The organism is Streptomyces sp. NPDC047061 (assembly GCF_040643955.1).
Lineage (GTDB): Bacteria > Actinomycetota > Actinomycetes > Streptomycetales > Streptomycetaceae > Streptomyces.
Genome location: NZ_JBEYVI010000039.1, coordinates 1 through 15,793, shown reverse-complemented (window position 1 = coordinate 15,793; position 15,793 = coordinate 1). Strand labels below are relative to the sequence as shown.

General features: G+C 72.0%; 14 protein-coding genes. 7 read left to right on the top strand and 7 right to left on the bottom strand.

The features are described from left to right. Positions 1-59: 59 nt before the first annotated feature. Entirely contained in the window at positions 60-1,562 is a 1,503-nt protein-coding gene (locus ABZ887_RS39345; RefSeq protein WP_361300986.1) for a protein phosphatase 2C domain-containing protein, read from the bottom strand. A gap of 560 nt (positions 1,563-2,122) precedes the next feature. Here ABZ887_RS39345 and ABZ887_RS39340 point away from each other — a divergent pair. Both ABZ887_RS39340 and ABZ887_RS39335 read left to right on the top strand, forming a co-directional pair. Beyond that, entirely contained in the window at positions 2,123-3,103 is a 981-nt protein-coding gene (locus ABZ887_RS39340; RefSeq protein WP_361300984.1) for a helix-turn-helix domain-containing protein, read from the top strand. A gap of 36 nt (positions 3,104-3,139) precedes the next feature. Continuing rightward, positions 3,140-3,628, top strand: a complete 489-nt coding sequence (locus tag ABZ887_RS39335; RefSeq protein ID WP_361300982.1) for a DUF456 domain-containing protein — start codon at positions 3,140-3,142, stop codon at positions 3,626-3,628. A gap of 18 nt (positions 3,629-3,646) precedes the next feature. Here the strand turns inward: ABZ887_RS39335 and ABZ887_RS39330 are convergent, their stop codons facing one another. From ABZ887_RS39330 to ABZ887_RS39305, 6 genes are all read right to left on the bottom strand, one after another. Beyond that, positions 3,647-4,828 (bottom strand): SGNH/GDSL hydrolase family protein, encoded by a 1,182-nt coding sequence (locus tag ABZ887_RS39330; protein ID WP_361300979.1) that lies wholly within the window; start codon positions 4,826-4,828, stop codon positions 3,647-3,649. Between the two features lie 141 nt (positions 4,829-4,969). Further along, entirely contained in the window at positions 4,970-6,391 is a 1,422-nt protein-coding gene (locus tag ABZ887_RS39325) for an AlkA N-terminal domain-containing protein (RefSeq protein WP_361301201.1), read from the bottom strand. Positions 6,392-6,473: 82 nt separating this feature from the next. Then, positions 6,474-7,592: a ribosome small subunit-dependent GTPase A gene (rsgA, locus tag ABZ887_RS39320; RefSeq protein WP_361300976.1), complete on the bottom strand. Its 1,119-nt coding sequence runs from the start codon at positions 7,590-7,592 to the stop codon at positions 6,474-6,476. A 273-nt stretch (positions 7,593-7,865) separates the two neighbouring features. Continuing rightward, positions 7,866-9,116 (bottom strand): formamidase, encoded by a 1,251-nt coding sequence (gene fmdA, locus ABZ887_RS39315; RefSeq protein WP_361300973.1) that lies wholly within the window; start codon positions 9,114-9,116, stop codon positions 7,866-7,868. A gap of 24 nt (positions 9,117-9,140) precedes the next feature. Further along, entirely contained in the window at positions 9,141-9,779 is a 639-nt protein-coding gene (locus ABZ887_RS39310; RefSeq protein WP_361300970.1) for an AmiS/UreI family transporter, read from the bottom strand. Positions 9,780-9,983: 204 nt separating this feature from the next. Next, positions 9,984-10,256 carry an FmdB family zinc ribbon protein gene (locus tag ABZ887_RS39305; RefSeq protein WP_361300967.1) on the bottom strand — a complete coding sequence of 91 codons (273 nt, stop codon included), beginning with the start codon at positions 10,254-10,256 and terminating at the stop codon, positions 9,984-9,986. 250 nt (positions 10,257-10,506) lie between these two features. Between ABZ887_RS39305 and ABZ887_RS39300 the strand changes: the two genes are divergently transcribed. From ABZ887_RS39300 to ABZ887_RS39280, 5 genes are all read left to right on the top strand, one after another. Next, complete coding sequence (locus ABZ887_RS39300; RefSeq protein WP_361300964.1) at positions 10,507-11,670, top strand: NAD-dependent formate dehydrogenase; 1,164 nt, start codon at positions 10,507-10,509, stop codon at positions 11,668-11,670. Positions 11,671-11,896: 226 nt separating this feature from the next. Then, positions 11,897-12,319 (top strand): hypothetical protein, encoded by a 423-nt coding sequence (locus ABZ887_RS39295; protein WP_361300961.1) that lies wholly within the window; start codon positions 11,897-11,899, stop codon positions 12,317-12,319. A gap of 236 nt (positions 12,320-12,555) precedes the next feature. Beyond that, positions 12,556-13,875: an acyltransferase gene (locus tag ABZ887_RS39290; protein WP_361300958.1), complete on the top strand. Its 1,320-nt coding sequence runs from the start codon at positions 12,556-12,558 to the stop codon at positions 13,873-13,875. 181 nt (positions 13,876-14,056) lie between these two features. Next, the gene (locus tag ABZ887_RS39285) at positions 14,057-14,260 is read left to right on the top strand and encodes a cold-shock protein (protein WP_016578941.1); all 204 of its coding nucleotides are present in this window, start codon (positions 14,057-14,059) and stop codon (positions 14,258-14,260) included. 88 nt (positions 14,261-14,348) lie between these two features. Beyond that, positions 14,349-15,793, top strand: a 1,445-nt coding sequence (locus ABZ887_RS39280) for a DEAD/DEAH box helicase (protein WP_361300955.1), incomplete at its 3' end; no start/stop codon positions are given.

Below are 15,793 nucleotides of genomic sequence, written 5' to 3'. Positions count from 1 at the left end.
TCTCCGGCTCCCCCCTCCCTCCCCCGCGATGCCCTTCCATGTATCCACAGCCGCCGCGCTCACGCCTCCCAGACGGCCGCCGCCGTACGGTCGTCGGCGTACCCCTTGACCCGTACCTGGGCGTCTGCGAGGAACGCGGCGAGGCCCGGCGGGGTGCGGCCGGACCAGCGCCGGGCCAGGTAGGCGCAGAGCGCGGGCTCGCCGCGCAGCGGTTCGGCGAGGCCGCCCGTGCACATCACGAGCGCATCACCCGGGCGGGCTACCGAGGCCCGGAACAGGAACGGGTCGCGGGGCGGTTCGGGGGCCGGTTCGTAGGGGCTCGGCGGGGTCGGGATGCCGAGGTCCATGGTGAGCCGGTCGCCGTCCGGGGTCTCGGAGGGCAGCGAGCCGAAGCCGAGCACGGGTTCGCCGGCGGTGTCGGTGTCGACGCGCGGCTCGATGTCCTGCCACTCGCCGCCCCGGAGCCGGAACAGCCCGCCCTCGCCGACGCCGAAGAAGACCCGGGTGCGGCACTGGGGGTGGGCGGGCAGGAGGAGGCAGCGCAGGCTGGCCGTGTACTCCTCGGTGGCGATGCCCTGTTCGGCGGCGCTGGCGCGGAGCTTGCCGAGGCTGCGGTCGGTGAGCCGGTGCAGCCCGGACTTGAGGTCGCCGCGGCGGGCGGCCTGGATGTCCTCGGTGAGCCGCTGGTGGCTGCGGCCCACGGCCCGGGCGATCCACTCGCACACCTCGGCGGCGGCCCGGTGCGCGCCGGGGGTGGCCCGGGCGCCGGTGGCCATGGCGACGAGGACCAGGGCCTGCTCGCCGGCCCCGAACCGGGCGGTGAGCAGGGCGTCGCGGCGCGGCTCGCCCCGGAACCGGGCGGAGTCGCCGCGCTGGGAGACGGCCCGCAGGGTGCAGGCGCCGTACCGGGCGCCGTCCAGGACGGTGTCGGCGACCAGGTCGTCCAGTTCGTCGGGGTCGGCGGCGGGCAGGGCGGTGGGCTCGGCGTCGTAGGTGGGCGGTCCGGAGCCGACGTAGTCCACGGAGGAGGCCGAGGCGGCGGACCCGGCCGGGGTGGCCACGGCAGCCGAGGCGTCCGGGACCGCCAAGGCGCCCCAGGCGTCCAGGGCGTCCGCGCCCGCCAGGGCTGCCGTTTCCGCCCTTTGCACCGGCGCTGCCATTGCTGCCGGTGCTGTCGGTGCTGTCGGTGCTGTCGGTGCGGCATGCGGCGGCAGCGCCGGCAGGTCGGGGCGGGTCGCGGGATGGGAGTCGGCCGGGGCGTCGTCGTCCGCCTCCAGCAGCTCCTGGTCCTCCTCGTCCCACGGCCAGGTCTTGGGAGCGGCCCTGGTGTCCTCCGCGGGGGCGGCGGCCGCCCGCTGTGCCGGCACGGTCGGCGGTGCCTGCTCGTCGCCCGGTTCCGCGGTGACGCCCCGCCGTCCCCCCACCGTGTTCTTCGCCGAGGCGAAGCGGTCGTCCAGGGAATCGGGTGCGGCCGTGGGTCCGGTGTCCTCGGTGGAGTCGTCGTACAACTGCCCCCACCAGTCGTCGTCATGACGGGTGGGCCTACCCCCTGGCTGGCTCATGCCCCTAATTGTCCACCGCACGGGCCGGATGAAAACGGGGCATCCGGAAAATCCCGCACCCGACCTCGTCTCGAACGGCGTGTCGAGGGACATCTCGAACATCCGTACAAGGAAAGGGAATCGACGACACGCGCGGGACGGGCGGCGCGGACGGTACGGACGACGCGGGCGCGGCGCACGAGAGGGACAGGGCGCGGCCGGCGGAGGTGACGGAAGTGCCGGGGGCTGACACGTGTGAGTCGCCGGGTGGTCCCACCCCCCACGGGAGAACCACCCGGCGACACCGGAGTGACCGGCCCCAGATCCCCTACGCGTACGCGCGTCATGGGGCCGGTCACCGTTCGCACGGCCGAACGCCGGGGCGCCGGCCGGAAGGCCAGATTGTGACGGGTCTTCCTGACGGTCAGCTGTGAACGACGGATCGGTTTCCCGTGCGAAGGTGCTGCGGTGACGTGATCTTGGCAGAGTGACGCGCGGTACGGCGATGATGTGCCCCGGCGGGTTTGCGCCGTGGCCGGTTCCCGCCATGCCATCGGGGATCGAGGGAGGATTGCGGGTCGATGCTGGCAGCGCTGGGGCTGGACGAACGGGACGAGTCGGCGTACCGGGCGCTGGTGTCCGCGGGCGCCGCCGACGTGCCCGGCCTGGCACGGCGGCTGACGCTGGCTGAGCCGGACACCGAGCGGGCGCTGCGCCGGCTGGAGCGGCACGGGCTGGCCGCCCGGTCCTCGGGACGGCCGGGCCGCTGGGTGGCGGCGCCGCCCGGGGTCGCGCTGGGCGCGCTGCTCACCCAGCAGCGGCACGAGCTGGAGAAGGCGGAGCTGGCGGCGGCGCTGCTTGCGGAGGAGTACCGGGCGGCGGCCGCCGAGCCCGCGGTGCGGGACCTGGTGGAGGTGGTGACCGGTGCCCCGGCCGTCGCCCGGCGGTTCCGCCAGCTCCAGCTGGGCGCCCTGGACGAGGTGTGCGCGCTGGTCACGGACAAGCCGGTGGCCGTCACCGGCGCGGAGAACGACGCGGAGGAACAGGCCGCGCACCGGGGTGTCCGCTACCGGGTGGTGGTGGAGCGGCCGGCGCTCGACCTGCCGGACGCGCTCACGGAGCTGACGGCGGCCCTGGGCCGGGACGAGCAGGTGCGGGTGGCGGAGCGGGTGCCGACGAAGCTGGTGGTCGCCGACCGCGCGCTGGCGCTGGTCCCGCTCACCTCCCGCACCGCGGAACCCGCCGCCCTGGTGGTGCACGCCAGCGGCCTGCTGGAACTCCTCTGCGGCCTGTTCGAGTCGGTGTGGCGGGAGGCGCTGCCGCTGCGCCTCGGCGCGAGCGGGGTGCGCGAGGAGCAGCCGGACGGCCCCGACGCCACCGACCTGGAGGTGCTCTCGCTCCTGCTGGCCGGCCTGACCGACGCGAGCGTCGCCAAGCAGCTGGACCTCGGCCTGCGGACGGTGCAGCGCCGGGTGAAGCGGCTGATGGAGCTGGCCGGGGTGGCGACCCGGCTGCAGCTGGGCTGGCACGCGTACGAGCGGGGCTGGGTGACCCGGAACTGACCTGCGCGTCCCGCGGTCGTCCGGCACTCTGGGCAGATGGGAGCAGGGGAACTCCTGCTGGTCGGCCTGGTGCTGGTGCTCGGCCTGTGCGGGGTACTGGTGCCCGGGGTGCCGGGGACGGGACTGGTGTGGGCCGCGGTGCTGTGGTGGGCGCTGTACGACCCGCGCCCGGTGGCGTGGTCGGTCCTGGTCGGGGCCACCGTGGTGCTGCTGACGGCGCTGGTGGTCCGCTGGGTCCTGCCCCCGCGCCGGCTCCGGGCGAGCGGCGCCACCCCCCGGATGGCCGTGTACGCCGGCACCGGCGCCGTCCTCGGTTTCGTCCTGCTCCCCGTCGTCGGCGCGATCCCCGGTTTCATGGCCGGGATCTACCTGCACGAGCGCCTCCGTCTCGGCCGGCCCGCCGAGGCGCGGGCCGCCCTGCGCACCACGATGAACGCGGGCGGCTCCAGCGTGCTGGCCGAGTTCCTCGCCTGCCTGCTGGTCACGGCCGGCTGGCTGACCGCGGTGATCTGGACCGCGGGCTGAGGACTGAGGGCTGAGGGCTCAGAGCAGGTCGGCGAGCGGGACGGCGTCGGCCAGGGCGCGCGCGCCGGCGTCGTTGAAGTGCAGGTGGTCGCCGGGGTCGTAGGCGGGCCGGATGCGGTCGGGCTGCTGCGGATCCCGTACGACGGCGTCGAAGTCGACGTACGCGTCGAAGATCTGCCCGGTGCGGATCAGCGCGTTCACCTGCTGCCGTACCGCCTCCCGGGCGTCGGTGTACGCGCTGTACCCGGCGTACGGCGTCAGGGTCGCGCCGACCACCCGGATGCCCCGCTCGTGGGCACGGGTCACGATGGTCCGGTAGGCCCGGACGAAGTCCTCGGGGTCGGTGGTCTCCGGGGTGCCCTTGATGTCGTTGATGCCTTCGAGGAGGACCAGGGTCCGGACCCCGCTGCGGTCGAGCGCGTCGGCGTCCAGGCGGTTGAGGGCTCCCGGTCCTCCGGTGCTGTCGAGCATGAGCCGGTTCCCGGAGATGCCGGCGTTGAGGACACCGATCGGGAAGGGCCGCAGGCGGTCCGCGAGGCGGTCGGGCCAGCGGTGGTCGGCGTCCATGCTGGTGCCGTTGCCGTCGGTGAGGGAGTCGCCGAAGGCGACCACGGTGCCGCGGGTCACGGCCCGCACGTCGACGCCGGTGACGTAGTACCAGTGGCCGGTGGTGGCGGTGTAGGCGTCCCCGTCCTCGTCGTCGGCCCGCCCGGCGCCGTCCTTGGCGAGGTAGCTGGTCCGCAGCGCGACCCGGTGGTAGGTGGCGGGCCCGGAGTCGCCGGGGGTCTCGACGCTGACCAGCAGATCGGCGGCGGCCGGGACGGCGAGCGGCACCGGGTCGCTGACCAGGTCCTGCCCGACGGGGACGACGGCGGTGCCGGCGCCCGTGAAGGTGGCGGCGCGCATCGACCCGGGTACGGCGTCCGGGCCGGCGCCCTGCCGCAGGGCGACGGTGACGGCTCCGAGCCGGAGCGGGGCGCTGCCGAGCCGGTTGCTGACCCGCACGCGGACCGCGCTGCCGCCGACGCTCAGGTGAACGACGTTGCGGAACGCGGCGCCGGGCACCGCCGGGTCGGTACCGGAGGGCGCGGCCTCCCAGCTTCCCGCCCAGAGCGAGGGCGCGGCGTCGGCACCGGCCCGCCCGGTCACCCCCACCACCGGCAACAACGCCACCGCGAGCAGCCGCCCGACCCTGCGCATCCACACCTGCCCTTCCGAAGGCCCACTGGAGGGGAAGGTGACATACGGGCGATGCCGCGAACGGCAACTCGACCGGGAGACCACTCGGGTGGCGGAGCGCGGACGGGGTCGTCCTTTCGACCAGCCGCGGGCAGTCGTGCCTTACGGAACGCCGTCGAGCGAACCCCGGCTGCTCCCCGGCTCTCCGTCCGCCAGCAGGTGCCGGACGGCGTACGACCGCCAGGGCCGCCACTCGTCCGGTACGTCGAGTCCGGGCGGGGCGACGTCGGGGTCGGCGAGGGCGCGGACGCGGATGGTGGCGAGGGTGCCCGGGTCCATCCCGGGCAGCGCTCGCAGCGCCGCCTCCGCCTCGTCCCGGTCGGTGCCCGGATCCAGCCGTACCGTCCCGTCGGCGAGGGCCGCGGCCAGCGCGCCGAGGCTGCCGTCGGGCTCCGCTTCCGCGAGCACCGCGGGCTCGGGGAAGAGGTGGGTGAGACCGCCGGACGGCGCGTCCAGCGCCTTGCCGTACCGCTGCACCAGCCGCTCGGCGGCCTCGGTGCCGACGAGCGCCCGTACGGCGGCCTCGGCCGGGTCGGCGGCGCCGGGTGACCGCAGCCCCGGCCGGGCGGCGACCAGCGGAGCGAGCCGGGGGTCGTCGGCGAGCCGTTCGTCGACGGCGTACGGGTCGGCGTCGAGGTCGAAGAGCCGGCGCAGCCGCTGTACGGCGGTGGTCAGGTCGCGCGGGTCGGTGAGGCGCAGCCGGGCGTCGAGCCAGCCGCCGGGATGGGCGCCGAGGCCCGTGGCTGTGGTGCCGGTCCGCTCCTCGACGGCGACGACGGCGTGGCCGTACGGCAGTCGCAGGGTACGGCGGTAGGTGCGCGTGCCGGAGAGGCCGGTGACCTCCTCCACGCCGGGTACGGATTCCCGCGCCAGCAGGTCGAAGACGGGGCCGGCCTGGTACGGGCCGCGGTGGGCGAGGCGCAGCGGGATCCCGGTGGCGGGGGAACCGCGCCGTGCGCCCCGGCCGCCGGGTGCGGCCTCGCGCAGCCCGCTCGGGGTGGTGGCGTACACGGCGCGGACGGTGTCGTTGAACTGCCGGACACTGGCGAATCCGCTCGCGAACGCGATCTCCGTGATCGGCAGCTCGGTGGTCTGCAGCAGCGTGCGCGCGGTGTGCGCCCGCTGGGCCCGGGCGAGGGCGACGGGGCCGGCGCCGAGCTCGGCGGTGAGCTGCCGCTGCACCTGGCGAGCGCTGTAGCCGAGCCGGTCGGCGAGCCCGCCGACGCCCTCCCGGTCCACGACACCGTCGCCGATCAGCCGCACGGCCCGGCCGACGACGTCGGCGCGGACGTTCCACTCGGCGGACCCCGGTACGGCGTCCGGCCGGCACCGCCGGCAGGCCCGGAAGCCGGAGCCCTGCGCGGCGGCCGCGGTGGGGAAGAAGCGGACGTTGCGCCGCTTGGGGGTGACGGCGGGGCAGCTGGGACGGCAGTAGATCCCGGTGGTCTCGACGGCGAAGAAGAACGCGCCGTCGAACCGGGCGTCCCGGCTGCGGACCGCCTCGTACCTGGTGTCCTCGTCCATCACGGTTCAAGTGTGGGCGAGGGGAGGAGAGCGGGCTGGCGGGAATCGGACATCACGCTGGAACGCTCCCCGGCCGCTACTGCTACTGCCAACGGCCCCGTTTCGCCTCCATCGCCGCCTTCCCCTCCGCGCCCCTCTTCTTCCAGTCCTTCTTGATCTCGGACCGTAGCCGCGCATCGGTCTTCGCGACGATCCACTGGTTCTCCCGCATGAGCTTGCGGTAGCTCTCCAGCCGGCGTACGGGCAGCTCTCCGGACTCCACCGCGGAGCGCACCGCGCAGCCCGGCTCGCTCTCGTGGCCGCAGTCGGAGAACCGGCACTCCTCCGCGAGTTCCTCGATCTCGGAGAACACCTGCCCGACCCCGGTCTCGGCGTCGAACAGGCCGACGCCGCGCAGCCCCGGCGTGTCGATCAGGACTCCCCCGCCCGGGAGCGCGAGGAGGTTGCGGGTGGTGGTCGTGTGCCGGCCCTTGCCGTCGACGTCCCGGGCGGCCCGGACGTCCATCACGTCCTCCCCGAGGAGCGCGTTGGCGAGAGTGGACTTGCCGGCGCCGGACTGGCCGAGCAGCACGGACGTACCGGAGCCGACGAGGGCGACCAGCGTGTCCAGGCCGTCGCCCGCGTGCGCGCTGACCGTGAGGACGGACACGCCCGGGGCCGTCGTCTCGACGTCCTGGACGAGGTGCGCGAGGGTCACCGGGTCCGGGACCAGGTCAGCCTTGGTGAGGACCACGACCGGCTGCGCCCCGGACTCCCAGGCCAGCGCCAGGAACCGCTCGATGCGGCCGAGGTCGAGTTCGACGGCGAGGGACACCGCGACGATCGCGTGGTCGACGTTGGCGGCGAGGATCTGCCCCTCGGACCGCTTGGAGGAGGTGGAGCGCACGAAGGCCGTGCGCCTGGGCAGCAACGTCCGCACGTACCGCGGATCGTCGGCTTCGGGGTCGACGGCGACCCAGTCCCCCGTGCACACGATCTTCATCGGGTCACGGGGTACGACGAACTCGGTGTCGGCACGGACGAAGCCTGCCGCAGTGACGACATCGCACTGGCCACGGTCGACCCGCAGCACACGGCCGGGTACCAGCCCCAGTTCGGCGTGCGGAGCGAATGCAGTGGTCCAGCCTTCGTCCCACCCGTAGGAAGCGAGGGCGTGCCGGCCATCGGAGGTGGAAGAGGCGTTGAGCGAGGTGTGGAACAAGGGGAACCCTTCGAAGGGTGGCCCCGGCGGCGCGCTCGGCGCGTGGAGGATGTGTCGGGTGTCAGCCGGAGACCACAGGGGTGGAAACGATGATGAACTCCTGAATGCGGGCAGCGCCCGTCACCGTGACAGTCATCAATGTCCTCACCTCCTGCTTTCTCGACGAACCGACACTGGTCCCTCGGGAACGGAACACGACCGTGCCCCGGGAACGGGGAAACCGTAGCCCCGCCCCGGGGCACTGCGCCAGCGATTAACCCGGCCGGGGTCGGGTCAGGCGGTGGCCACCGCGCACTGGCCTCGGTCGGCCTTCGCCGGCCCGGCCGCGCTGGGACGGACCTCGAAGTCGAACATGGCGGTGGGTACGTACAACGAGCAGCAGGCGTTGGGGATGTCGACGATGCCGCTGATACGTCCCTCGATGGGGGAGGAGCCGAGCAGCAGGTAGGCCTGCTCTCCGCTGTAACCGAACTTCTTGAAATACTCGACGGCGTTGAGGCAGGCCCGGCGGTAGGCCAGCGTCGCGTCAAGGTAGTAGTTCGTGTCCGTGTCGTGGTCGACGGAGACCCCGATGAAGGTGAGGAACTCCGTGTACCTCGGCTCGACGTTGCCCGGAATGAACACCGGGTTGGTGGAGATGCCGTACGTCTCCATGCCGCCCTTGATCAGGTCGACGTGGAAGTCGATGAAGCCGCCCATCTCGATGGCACCGCAGAAGGTGATCTCTCCGTCGCCCTGGCTGAAGTGCAGGTCGCCTCCGGAGAGCTTGGCGTCCTTGACGTGCACGGGGTAGAAGACCCGCGAACCGCGTGTGAAGTTCTTGATGTCCTGGTTGCCTCCGTTCTCGCGGGCCGGCACCGTGCGGGCGCCTTCCGCGGCGATGCGCCGGGCGAGGTCCCCGGTGGCCGTGCCCGCCAGTGCGTTGGTGGTGTCCGGCGGTACGGCGAGCGGCGGGACCCGGTTCGGGTCGGTGTCGATCAGCGCCTGCTCGCGGGCGTTCCAGCGGGCGAGCATCTCGGCGGACGGGGCGGTTCCGAACAGCCCGGGGTGAGTGATGCCGGTGAAGCGGATCCCGGGAAGGTGACGGGAGACGGCCTGCTGTCCGTGGAAGTCCCAGATCGCTTTGTAGGCGTCCGGGAAGTAGTCGGTCAGGAAGCCGCCGCCGTTGGCCTTGGCGAAGATGCCGGTGTAGCCCCAGCCCTGTCCTGCCGCGTCCCCGGTCTGCTGCGGCACGGGGCCGAGGTCGAGGATGTCGACGACGAGCAGGTCGCCGGGTTCGGCGCCCTCCACGCCTATCGGTCCGCTGAGCATGTGAGGGATGGTCAGGTCGATGTCGCGTACGTCGTCGGCGGTGTCGTTGTTGCCGACCTGGCAGTCGGTCCAGTCGCGGCACTCCATGCGGAACTCCGCTCCCGGCTTCACCATGGCGACGGCGGGGACGTCCGGGTGCCACCTGTTGTGTCCGGGGACATCCTGGTCACGCATCGACTTGCTCTGGTCCACACTGAAGAGAATTTCAGGCATGAGAACTCCTCTTTTCTGATCCGGTCACGTTGCTGCGCCCGCGCCTCCGACCCGCGGGGCGGCCTGGGTCGGCCGCGGCGTTCTGTGGGTGCGCGGCCACAGCCCCGCGAACGCCACCAAGCCGAAGACCGCCAGTGCGATGGCGATCTCGGTGGGGTGTTTCCAGTAGCCGGAGAGCAGCAGGCCGGCGGGAATCACACCGGTGACCCAGCCTTCGATCGCCGTGACCCAACCGGTATAGATCTTGAGGTCGTCCTTCTTGAGACCGAGCAGCAGGAAGAACAGGAACCACAGGTAGGCCCAGTAGAGCCAGATGACTCCGAAGGGGTAATCCTTGAAGAGCCGGAAATTGACGAACGAATACCCCAGGGCGACAACTGCCACGAACAGCGAGTAGTAGCCGACGCCGGTGCTGTCGAGACCGGCGAGCAGGCCGATGCCCACGTAGAGGTAGGTGAAGCCGAAGAGGTAGATTCCGGATGCCGCCAGGATCTTCATGGGGTCGTCGGCGGCGGTGAAGATGAGGTAAGTCGGCGTCAGCACCTGCAGTGCGCCCACGAAAAGGTTGAACACCGCACCCGATCGGGCGTCGACCTTCCCGAGCAGCAGCAATCCGTTCATGAAGAGCACCGCACCGACAAAGAGCAGTCCCACGTTTCCCACGGGGACGCACCTCCTCAGTCCGCGTGGGGAGTGGAATCGCGTGGCGTCAGAGCCGCTGACGAGCTGCCGAGGGCACGGCTCGGCTTCCGGCCCGCGTTGCGTGATTCCGCATTCCGCACACCGCTGCGGGAACGACGTCGTGTTCCGACGCCGAAACCCGCGTGAGACGTTCTGCCTTGTCCACCACCGCCTTCACCACCGACTTCAGGGACGCGGCAGCCGCGAGAGTGCGGGGTGCGGCGGCACCCTTCTGCGGGGCGGCAGTTGGGAGACCACTGCCGGGGCTTCACGCGCTCGCTCCTCCTGGAGACGGAGGGCGGCGACCGCGTGCGAGGTCCGCGTGAGGCCGGGCGAGGAGTACACACGTCTCGCGGCGCCTGCGCACACAGGGCAGCCGAAAGCGGTGGGCGCGGTCCCGATGGCCAACTTCACATCGAAAGGCCCACATCGGCTGCAGAGATATCCGTAGGTTGCCATCAGCAGCCTCCGGATGCCGGTGTTCACCGGCACATCCGGGTGCGTGCGATGCGCGCGGCACAGCGCACAGCGCATTTCCTACCTTCAAGGAGACGTCTCGCACATCCCGATGTCAAGGAGCGGACGACGGGGCGCGGGATTGCAGTGGCGACGCGCGCTCGACTAAAATTCAAGATCATCGGTGTCAGACCGGTTTGCCGGTGCCCTGCCCGTCCTGTCGGAGCAGTGGCCCCGCCGATGGAGGACGGCCATGGCAAAAATCCTTGCGGTGCTCTATCCGGATCCCGTGGGCGGTTATCCCCCCGACTACGCCCGCGACGAGATTCCCACCATCACCGGCTATCCGGGCGGTCAGACCGCGCCGACCCCGCAGGCCATCGATTTCGCCCCGGGACACCTCCTCGGCTGCGTCTCAGGGGAACTGGGACTGCGCCGGTTCCTGGAGGACCGGGGTCACACCCTCGTCGTCACAAGCGACAAGGAAGGGGCGGACTCCGCCCTGGACCGCGAGCTGCCCGACGCCGACGTGGTCGTCTCGCAGCCGTTCTGGCCCGCCTACCTCACCGCCGAACGCATCGCCGCCGCTCCCCGGCTCCGGCTCGCGATCACCGCGGGGATCGGGTCGGACCACGTCGACCTGCCGAGCGCCATCGCCCACGGCATGACCGTGGCCGAGGTGACGTTCAGCAACAGCATCAGCGTGTCGGAGCACGCCGTGATGCAGATCCTCACCCTGGTGCACAACTACCTACCGGCTCACGAGTGGGTGACCGCCAGGAAGGGCTGGAACATCGCCGACAGCGTCTCGCGCGCCTACGACCTCGAGGGCATGGACGTCGGCGTCCTCGGCTCCGGCCGCATCGGCAAGGCGGTACTGCGCCGCCTCAAGCCGTTCGACGTCACGCTGCACTACTGCGACGTGCACCGGCTGCCCAAGGAGGTCGAGGAGGAACTGGAGCTGACCTGGCATCCCGACGCCCGTTCGCTGGCCTCCGCCGTCGATGTGCTCTCCATCCACACCCCGCTGCACCCACAGACGCAGAACCTCTTCGACGACGAGCTGATCGGGGCCATGAAGCGCGGTTCGTACATCGTGAACACCGCCCGGGCACTCATCGTCAACCGGGACGCCGTCGTGCGGGCCCTCGACAGCGGCCAACTGGCCGGTTACGCCGGCGACGTCTGGTACCCGCAGCCGCCACCGCCGGACCATCCCTGGCGCACCATGCCCCACGAGGCGATGACACCGCACGTGTCCGGGTCGACCCTCTCGGCGCAGGCACGCTACGCAGCCGGTACGCGGGAGATCCTGGAGTGCTGGTTCGACGGCCGTCCCATCCGCCCGGATTACCTGATCGTCGAAGGCGGCGGGCTCGCCGGGACGGGAGCGAGTTCCTACACGGTCGCCGGATGACCGCGACGGGCGAGCGCGCCGTCCGACGGGCGGGAAAACAACCGCGGATTCAATGGAAGATCTACCGCTCCGGCTGTGAGCCGGTTCACCCGGAATTTACTGGACGGGCCCGGGCGGAGCCTTTAGCGTCCATAAAAAGATTGCTTTTCATTATCTGGAGACACCGGCGCCGCGGGTAATCCCGCGTAAAAAACCAGGCGACCGCCGGAAAGGTGGACCAGTGAGCATGGACGCGGTATGGGTCCGGGGCGTGACCGGCATTCAGATGCACCACGTGACCGACCTTCAGGATGCCGGCAGGTTTTTGGGCAATGCGGCGATGGCGCTGCGGGCCGCGCACGTGAGGACCGGCGCCGACCGGTACTCCGGCATCGCCGCCGAACTCAAGGCTCTGGTGGAGCGAGTGCGTGAGCTGGAGGACGAGGCGCGGTCGAGCATGCATGAACTGCACTCCACCGACCCCGAGCGGTTCATCCGGTGCCGGGACGGCCACGAGCCGTGGCCGGGTGAGATCCCGGCCGGCTTCATCCCGCGCCACACCTGCAAGGACGAGTGTCTCTACCACGACCGCGAAGTCCTCGACGCCATCATGCAGTGCACCTGCGGCCGGCCGCCGTGCCGGGCCTGTGAGATCGGCGGGAAGCTCTGACGAGCCCCTGGGCTCCGATGGCCGAGCCGGATCGAAACACCACCTGATCACGTAAGGTCGCACATCCCACGCGCATCCCCCTCGGGGTGATCCGGACCGGCCGTCGTCCGCCGGAACGCCGGTCGATGCCGGCGACGCTCCCGCGCGGCCCGCGGCTGGTGTCGTACCGGGCACGGAATGGTTGCGGCACGGGCTTCCCGCCGTACCGGCGTCCGGGGTGGGGAAGCATGACGGCCATGAGCCGAGACCGCTACGTCGACTTCCTGCGCGCGTGGGCGATCGTGCTGGTGGTGCTCGGCCACTGGCTGATCACCGCCCTGGTCCGGGAGCCCGGCGGCCGGATCACCGCCCCGGAGCTGCTGGCGGACGTTCCCTGGACCCAGTGGCTGACCCTCGCGTTCCAGATCATGCCGCTGTTCTTCCTGGCCGGGGGCCATGCCGCGGGCGGTTCCTGGTCACGTGCCCGGGCGGCCGGGGGCACGCCCGCGGGCTGGCTGGGGCGGCGGGCGCTGCGGCTGCTTCTTCCGGTGGCCGTCTACAGCGGTGCAGTGTTCCTCGCGGTCGGTGTCTGCTCGGCGGTCGGCGTGGACCCGGACACGCTGGCGCTGGTGGGCTGGGCGATGGCGATGCAGTTCTGGTTCCTGCCGGTGTATCTGCTGCTCAGCGCCCTGACGCCGGCGCTGTACGCGGCGCACCGGCGCTGGGGGCCGCGCGTCCCGCTCGCGATGGGGGCGGTCGCCGTGGCGGTCGACGCGCTCGTGGTGACGGTGCACGCTCCCTATGCGGGCCTGCTGAACTACGTGCTGGTGTGGGGTGTCGCCTACCAGCTGGGGTTCTGCTGGCGGGACGGTCTGCTGACCGGCCGCCGGCTCGTGCCGCTCGCGATGGCGGCGGGCGGCGGGCTGGCGTTCGCCGCGCTCGTGGCCCTCGGGCCGTTCCCGGTCAGCCTGATCCTGGTGACCGGGCAGAACCCCGGCAACACCGATCCGCCGTCGGCCGCGATGCTGGCGTGGCTGGTCGCCCAGGTCGGCCTGAGCCTCCTCGCCGCGCCGCCGCTGCGGCGGCTGCTGGACCGCGAGCGGGTGTGGCGGGTGGTCCGTCCCGTGGGCGGGGCCAGCATGACGCTGTATCTGTGGCACATGCTGCCGGTGCTGGTCGTCGCCGCCGCGTTCTACCTGACCGGCCTCGCGCCCGAGCCGACGCTCGGGTCCGCGGCGTGGTGGGGGCTGCGCGTGCCGTGGCTGCTGGTACTCGGCGCGGTCCTGGCCTGCGTCGTGTCCGCGCTGCGGCCGCTGGAGCGCGGGCTGGGCGCGGTGTACGGGCGGACCGTTCCGGACGCCGGCCTGCGCCGTGCCTGGCCGCTGTGGCTCGGCCTGGCCATGAGCGTCGCCGCGCTGGGCCGCCTCGCCGTGCAGGGCTTCGCGCCGGACGGCCGGCTCCCCGTGCTGCCCGCACTGGGCCTGGTGCTGGGCACGGCGTTGGTCATGCTGCCCCGGTGGACGGCGGCGGACCTGCGGGAACGGTCCCGGGCCACGAGGACTCCGGACCGGGTGTGAGAGTGCCCGGCGCGCCGCGGTGATCCGCCCCCGGACCGCCGGGCTGTGCTACGGTTGTCGAGTTGCAGTTGTGGTACCCATGAACCTATGTGCACCTGACGGGAATGATTCTCTCCTGCAGGTGCATTATTTGTTTTCCGGCATCTCCGGATGGGGCCTCTGCCTACAGAAGGAGAAGGTCATGGCACAGGGAACCGTGAAGTGGTTCAACGCCGAAAAGGGTTTCGGCTTCATCCAGCAGGACGGCGGCGGCCCCGACGTCTTCGCTCACTACTCGAACATCCAGTCCCAGGGTTTCCGTGAGCTCCAGGAGGGCCAGCGGGTCTCCTTCGACGTCACGCAGGGCCAGAAGGGCCCGCAGGCGGAGAACATCGTCCCCGCCTGATCGCCGGACGCGTATCCACTGACCGGGGTCCGTACCGTCATGGTGCGGACCCCGGTTTGTGCTGTTTCCAGGAAGGCAGAGCAACCGCATGTCCCGCAGGCCCCAGAAGCCGAACCGGCGTACCTCGCCGTCCCGGCAGTCCCCGCCGTCCGCGTCGTCACCGCGTGAGTTCCGGGTGCCGGAGAGCACAACACCCGCGCTCCCCGCCGTCGAGGACTTCGCCGCTCTGGACATGCCCGCGGCGCTGCTGAAGACCCTCACCGCGCAGGGTGTGACCACCCCGTTCCCGATCCAGGCCGCCACGCTGCCCAACTCGCTGGCCGGCCGTGACCTGCTGGGACGCGGACGCACCGGCTCCGGCAAGACCCTCGCGTTCGGACTGGCGCTCCTGGCCCGCACGGCCGGGCTGCGCGCGGAGCCCAGGGCGCCCCTCGCTCTCGTGCTGGTGCCCACCCGGGAACTCGCCCAGCAGGTGACGGATGCGCTGACCCCCTACGCGACGGCCGTGAACCTCCGGCTGGCCACCGTGGTCGGCGGGCTGTCGATCACCAAGCAGGCCGCCACCCTCCGGCGCGGCGCCGAGGTGGTCGTGGCGAGCCCCGGCCGGCTCAACGACCTGGTGGAACGCGGGGACTGCGTCCTCGGCGACGTGCGCATCACGGTGCTGGACGAAGCCGACCAGATGACCGACATGGGCTTCCTGCCGCAGATCACCAAGCTGCTGCAGCAGGTACGGCCCGGCGGACAGCACCTGCTCTTCTCGGCCACCCTCGACGGCAACATCGACCGCCTGGTGCAGCGGTTCCTGACCGATCCCGTGGTGCACTCCGTGGACCCGTCCGCCGGGGCGGTCACCACCATGGAGCACCACGTGCTGCACGTCCTGGACGAGACCGACAAGAAGGCGGTCACCACGCGCATCGCGGCCCGCGACGGCCGGGTCATCCTCTTCCTCGACACCAAGAGGTCCGCCGACCGGCTCGCCAAGCGGCTGCTGTCCGTCGGCGTGCGCGCGGCGGCCCTGCACGGCGGCCGCTCCCAGCCGCAGCGCAACCGCACCCTGGAACAGTTCAAGAACGGCCAGGTGACCGCCCTCGTGGCGACGAACGTCGCGGCCCGGGGCATACACATCGACGACCTCGACCTCGTGGTGAACGTCGATCCCCCCACCGACCACAAGGACTACCTCCACCGGGGCGGCCGCACGGCCCGGGCCGGCGGCTCCGGCAGCGTGGTCACGCTGGTCCTGCCCGACCAGAAGCGGGACATCACCCGGCTCATGTCGGACGCGGGCATCCGCCCCCGGTCGGCCCGCATCACGTCGAGCGACGCGGAGCTGGCCACCCTCACCGGGGCCCGCGAGCCTTCCGGTGAGCCCGTCGTCATCGAGGTGCCCCAGCCCCAGCCGGCCGCGCCGAAGGCGTCCCGCCCGGACCGGAAGGCCGGCGCCGAAGGCGGCGGGCGGTCCGGCCGCCGACCGCTTGCGAAGGTTTTAGGTTCGTCGAGCTTGGTCCAGTGGCCGACGGGCCAGCC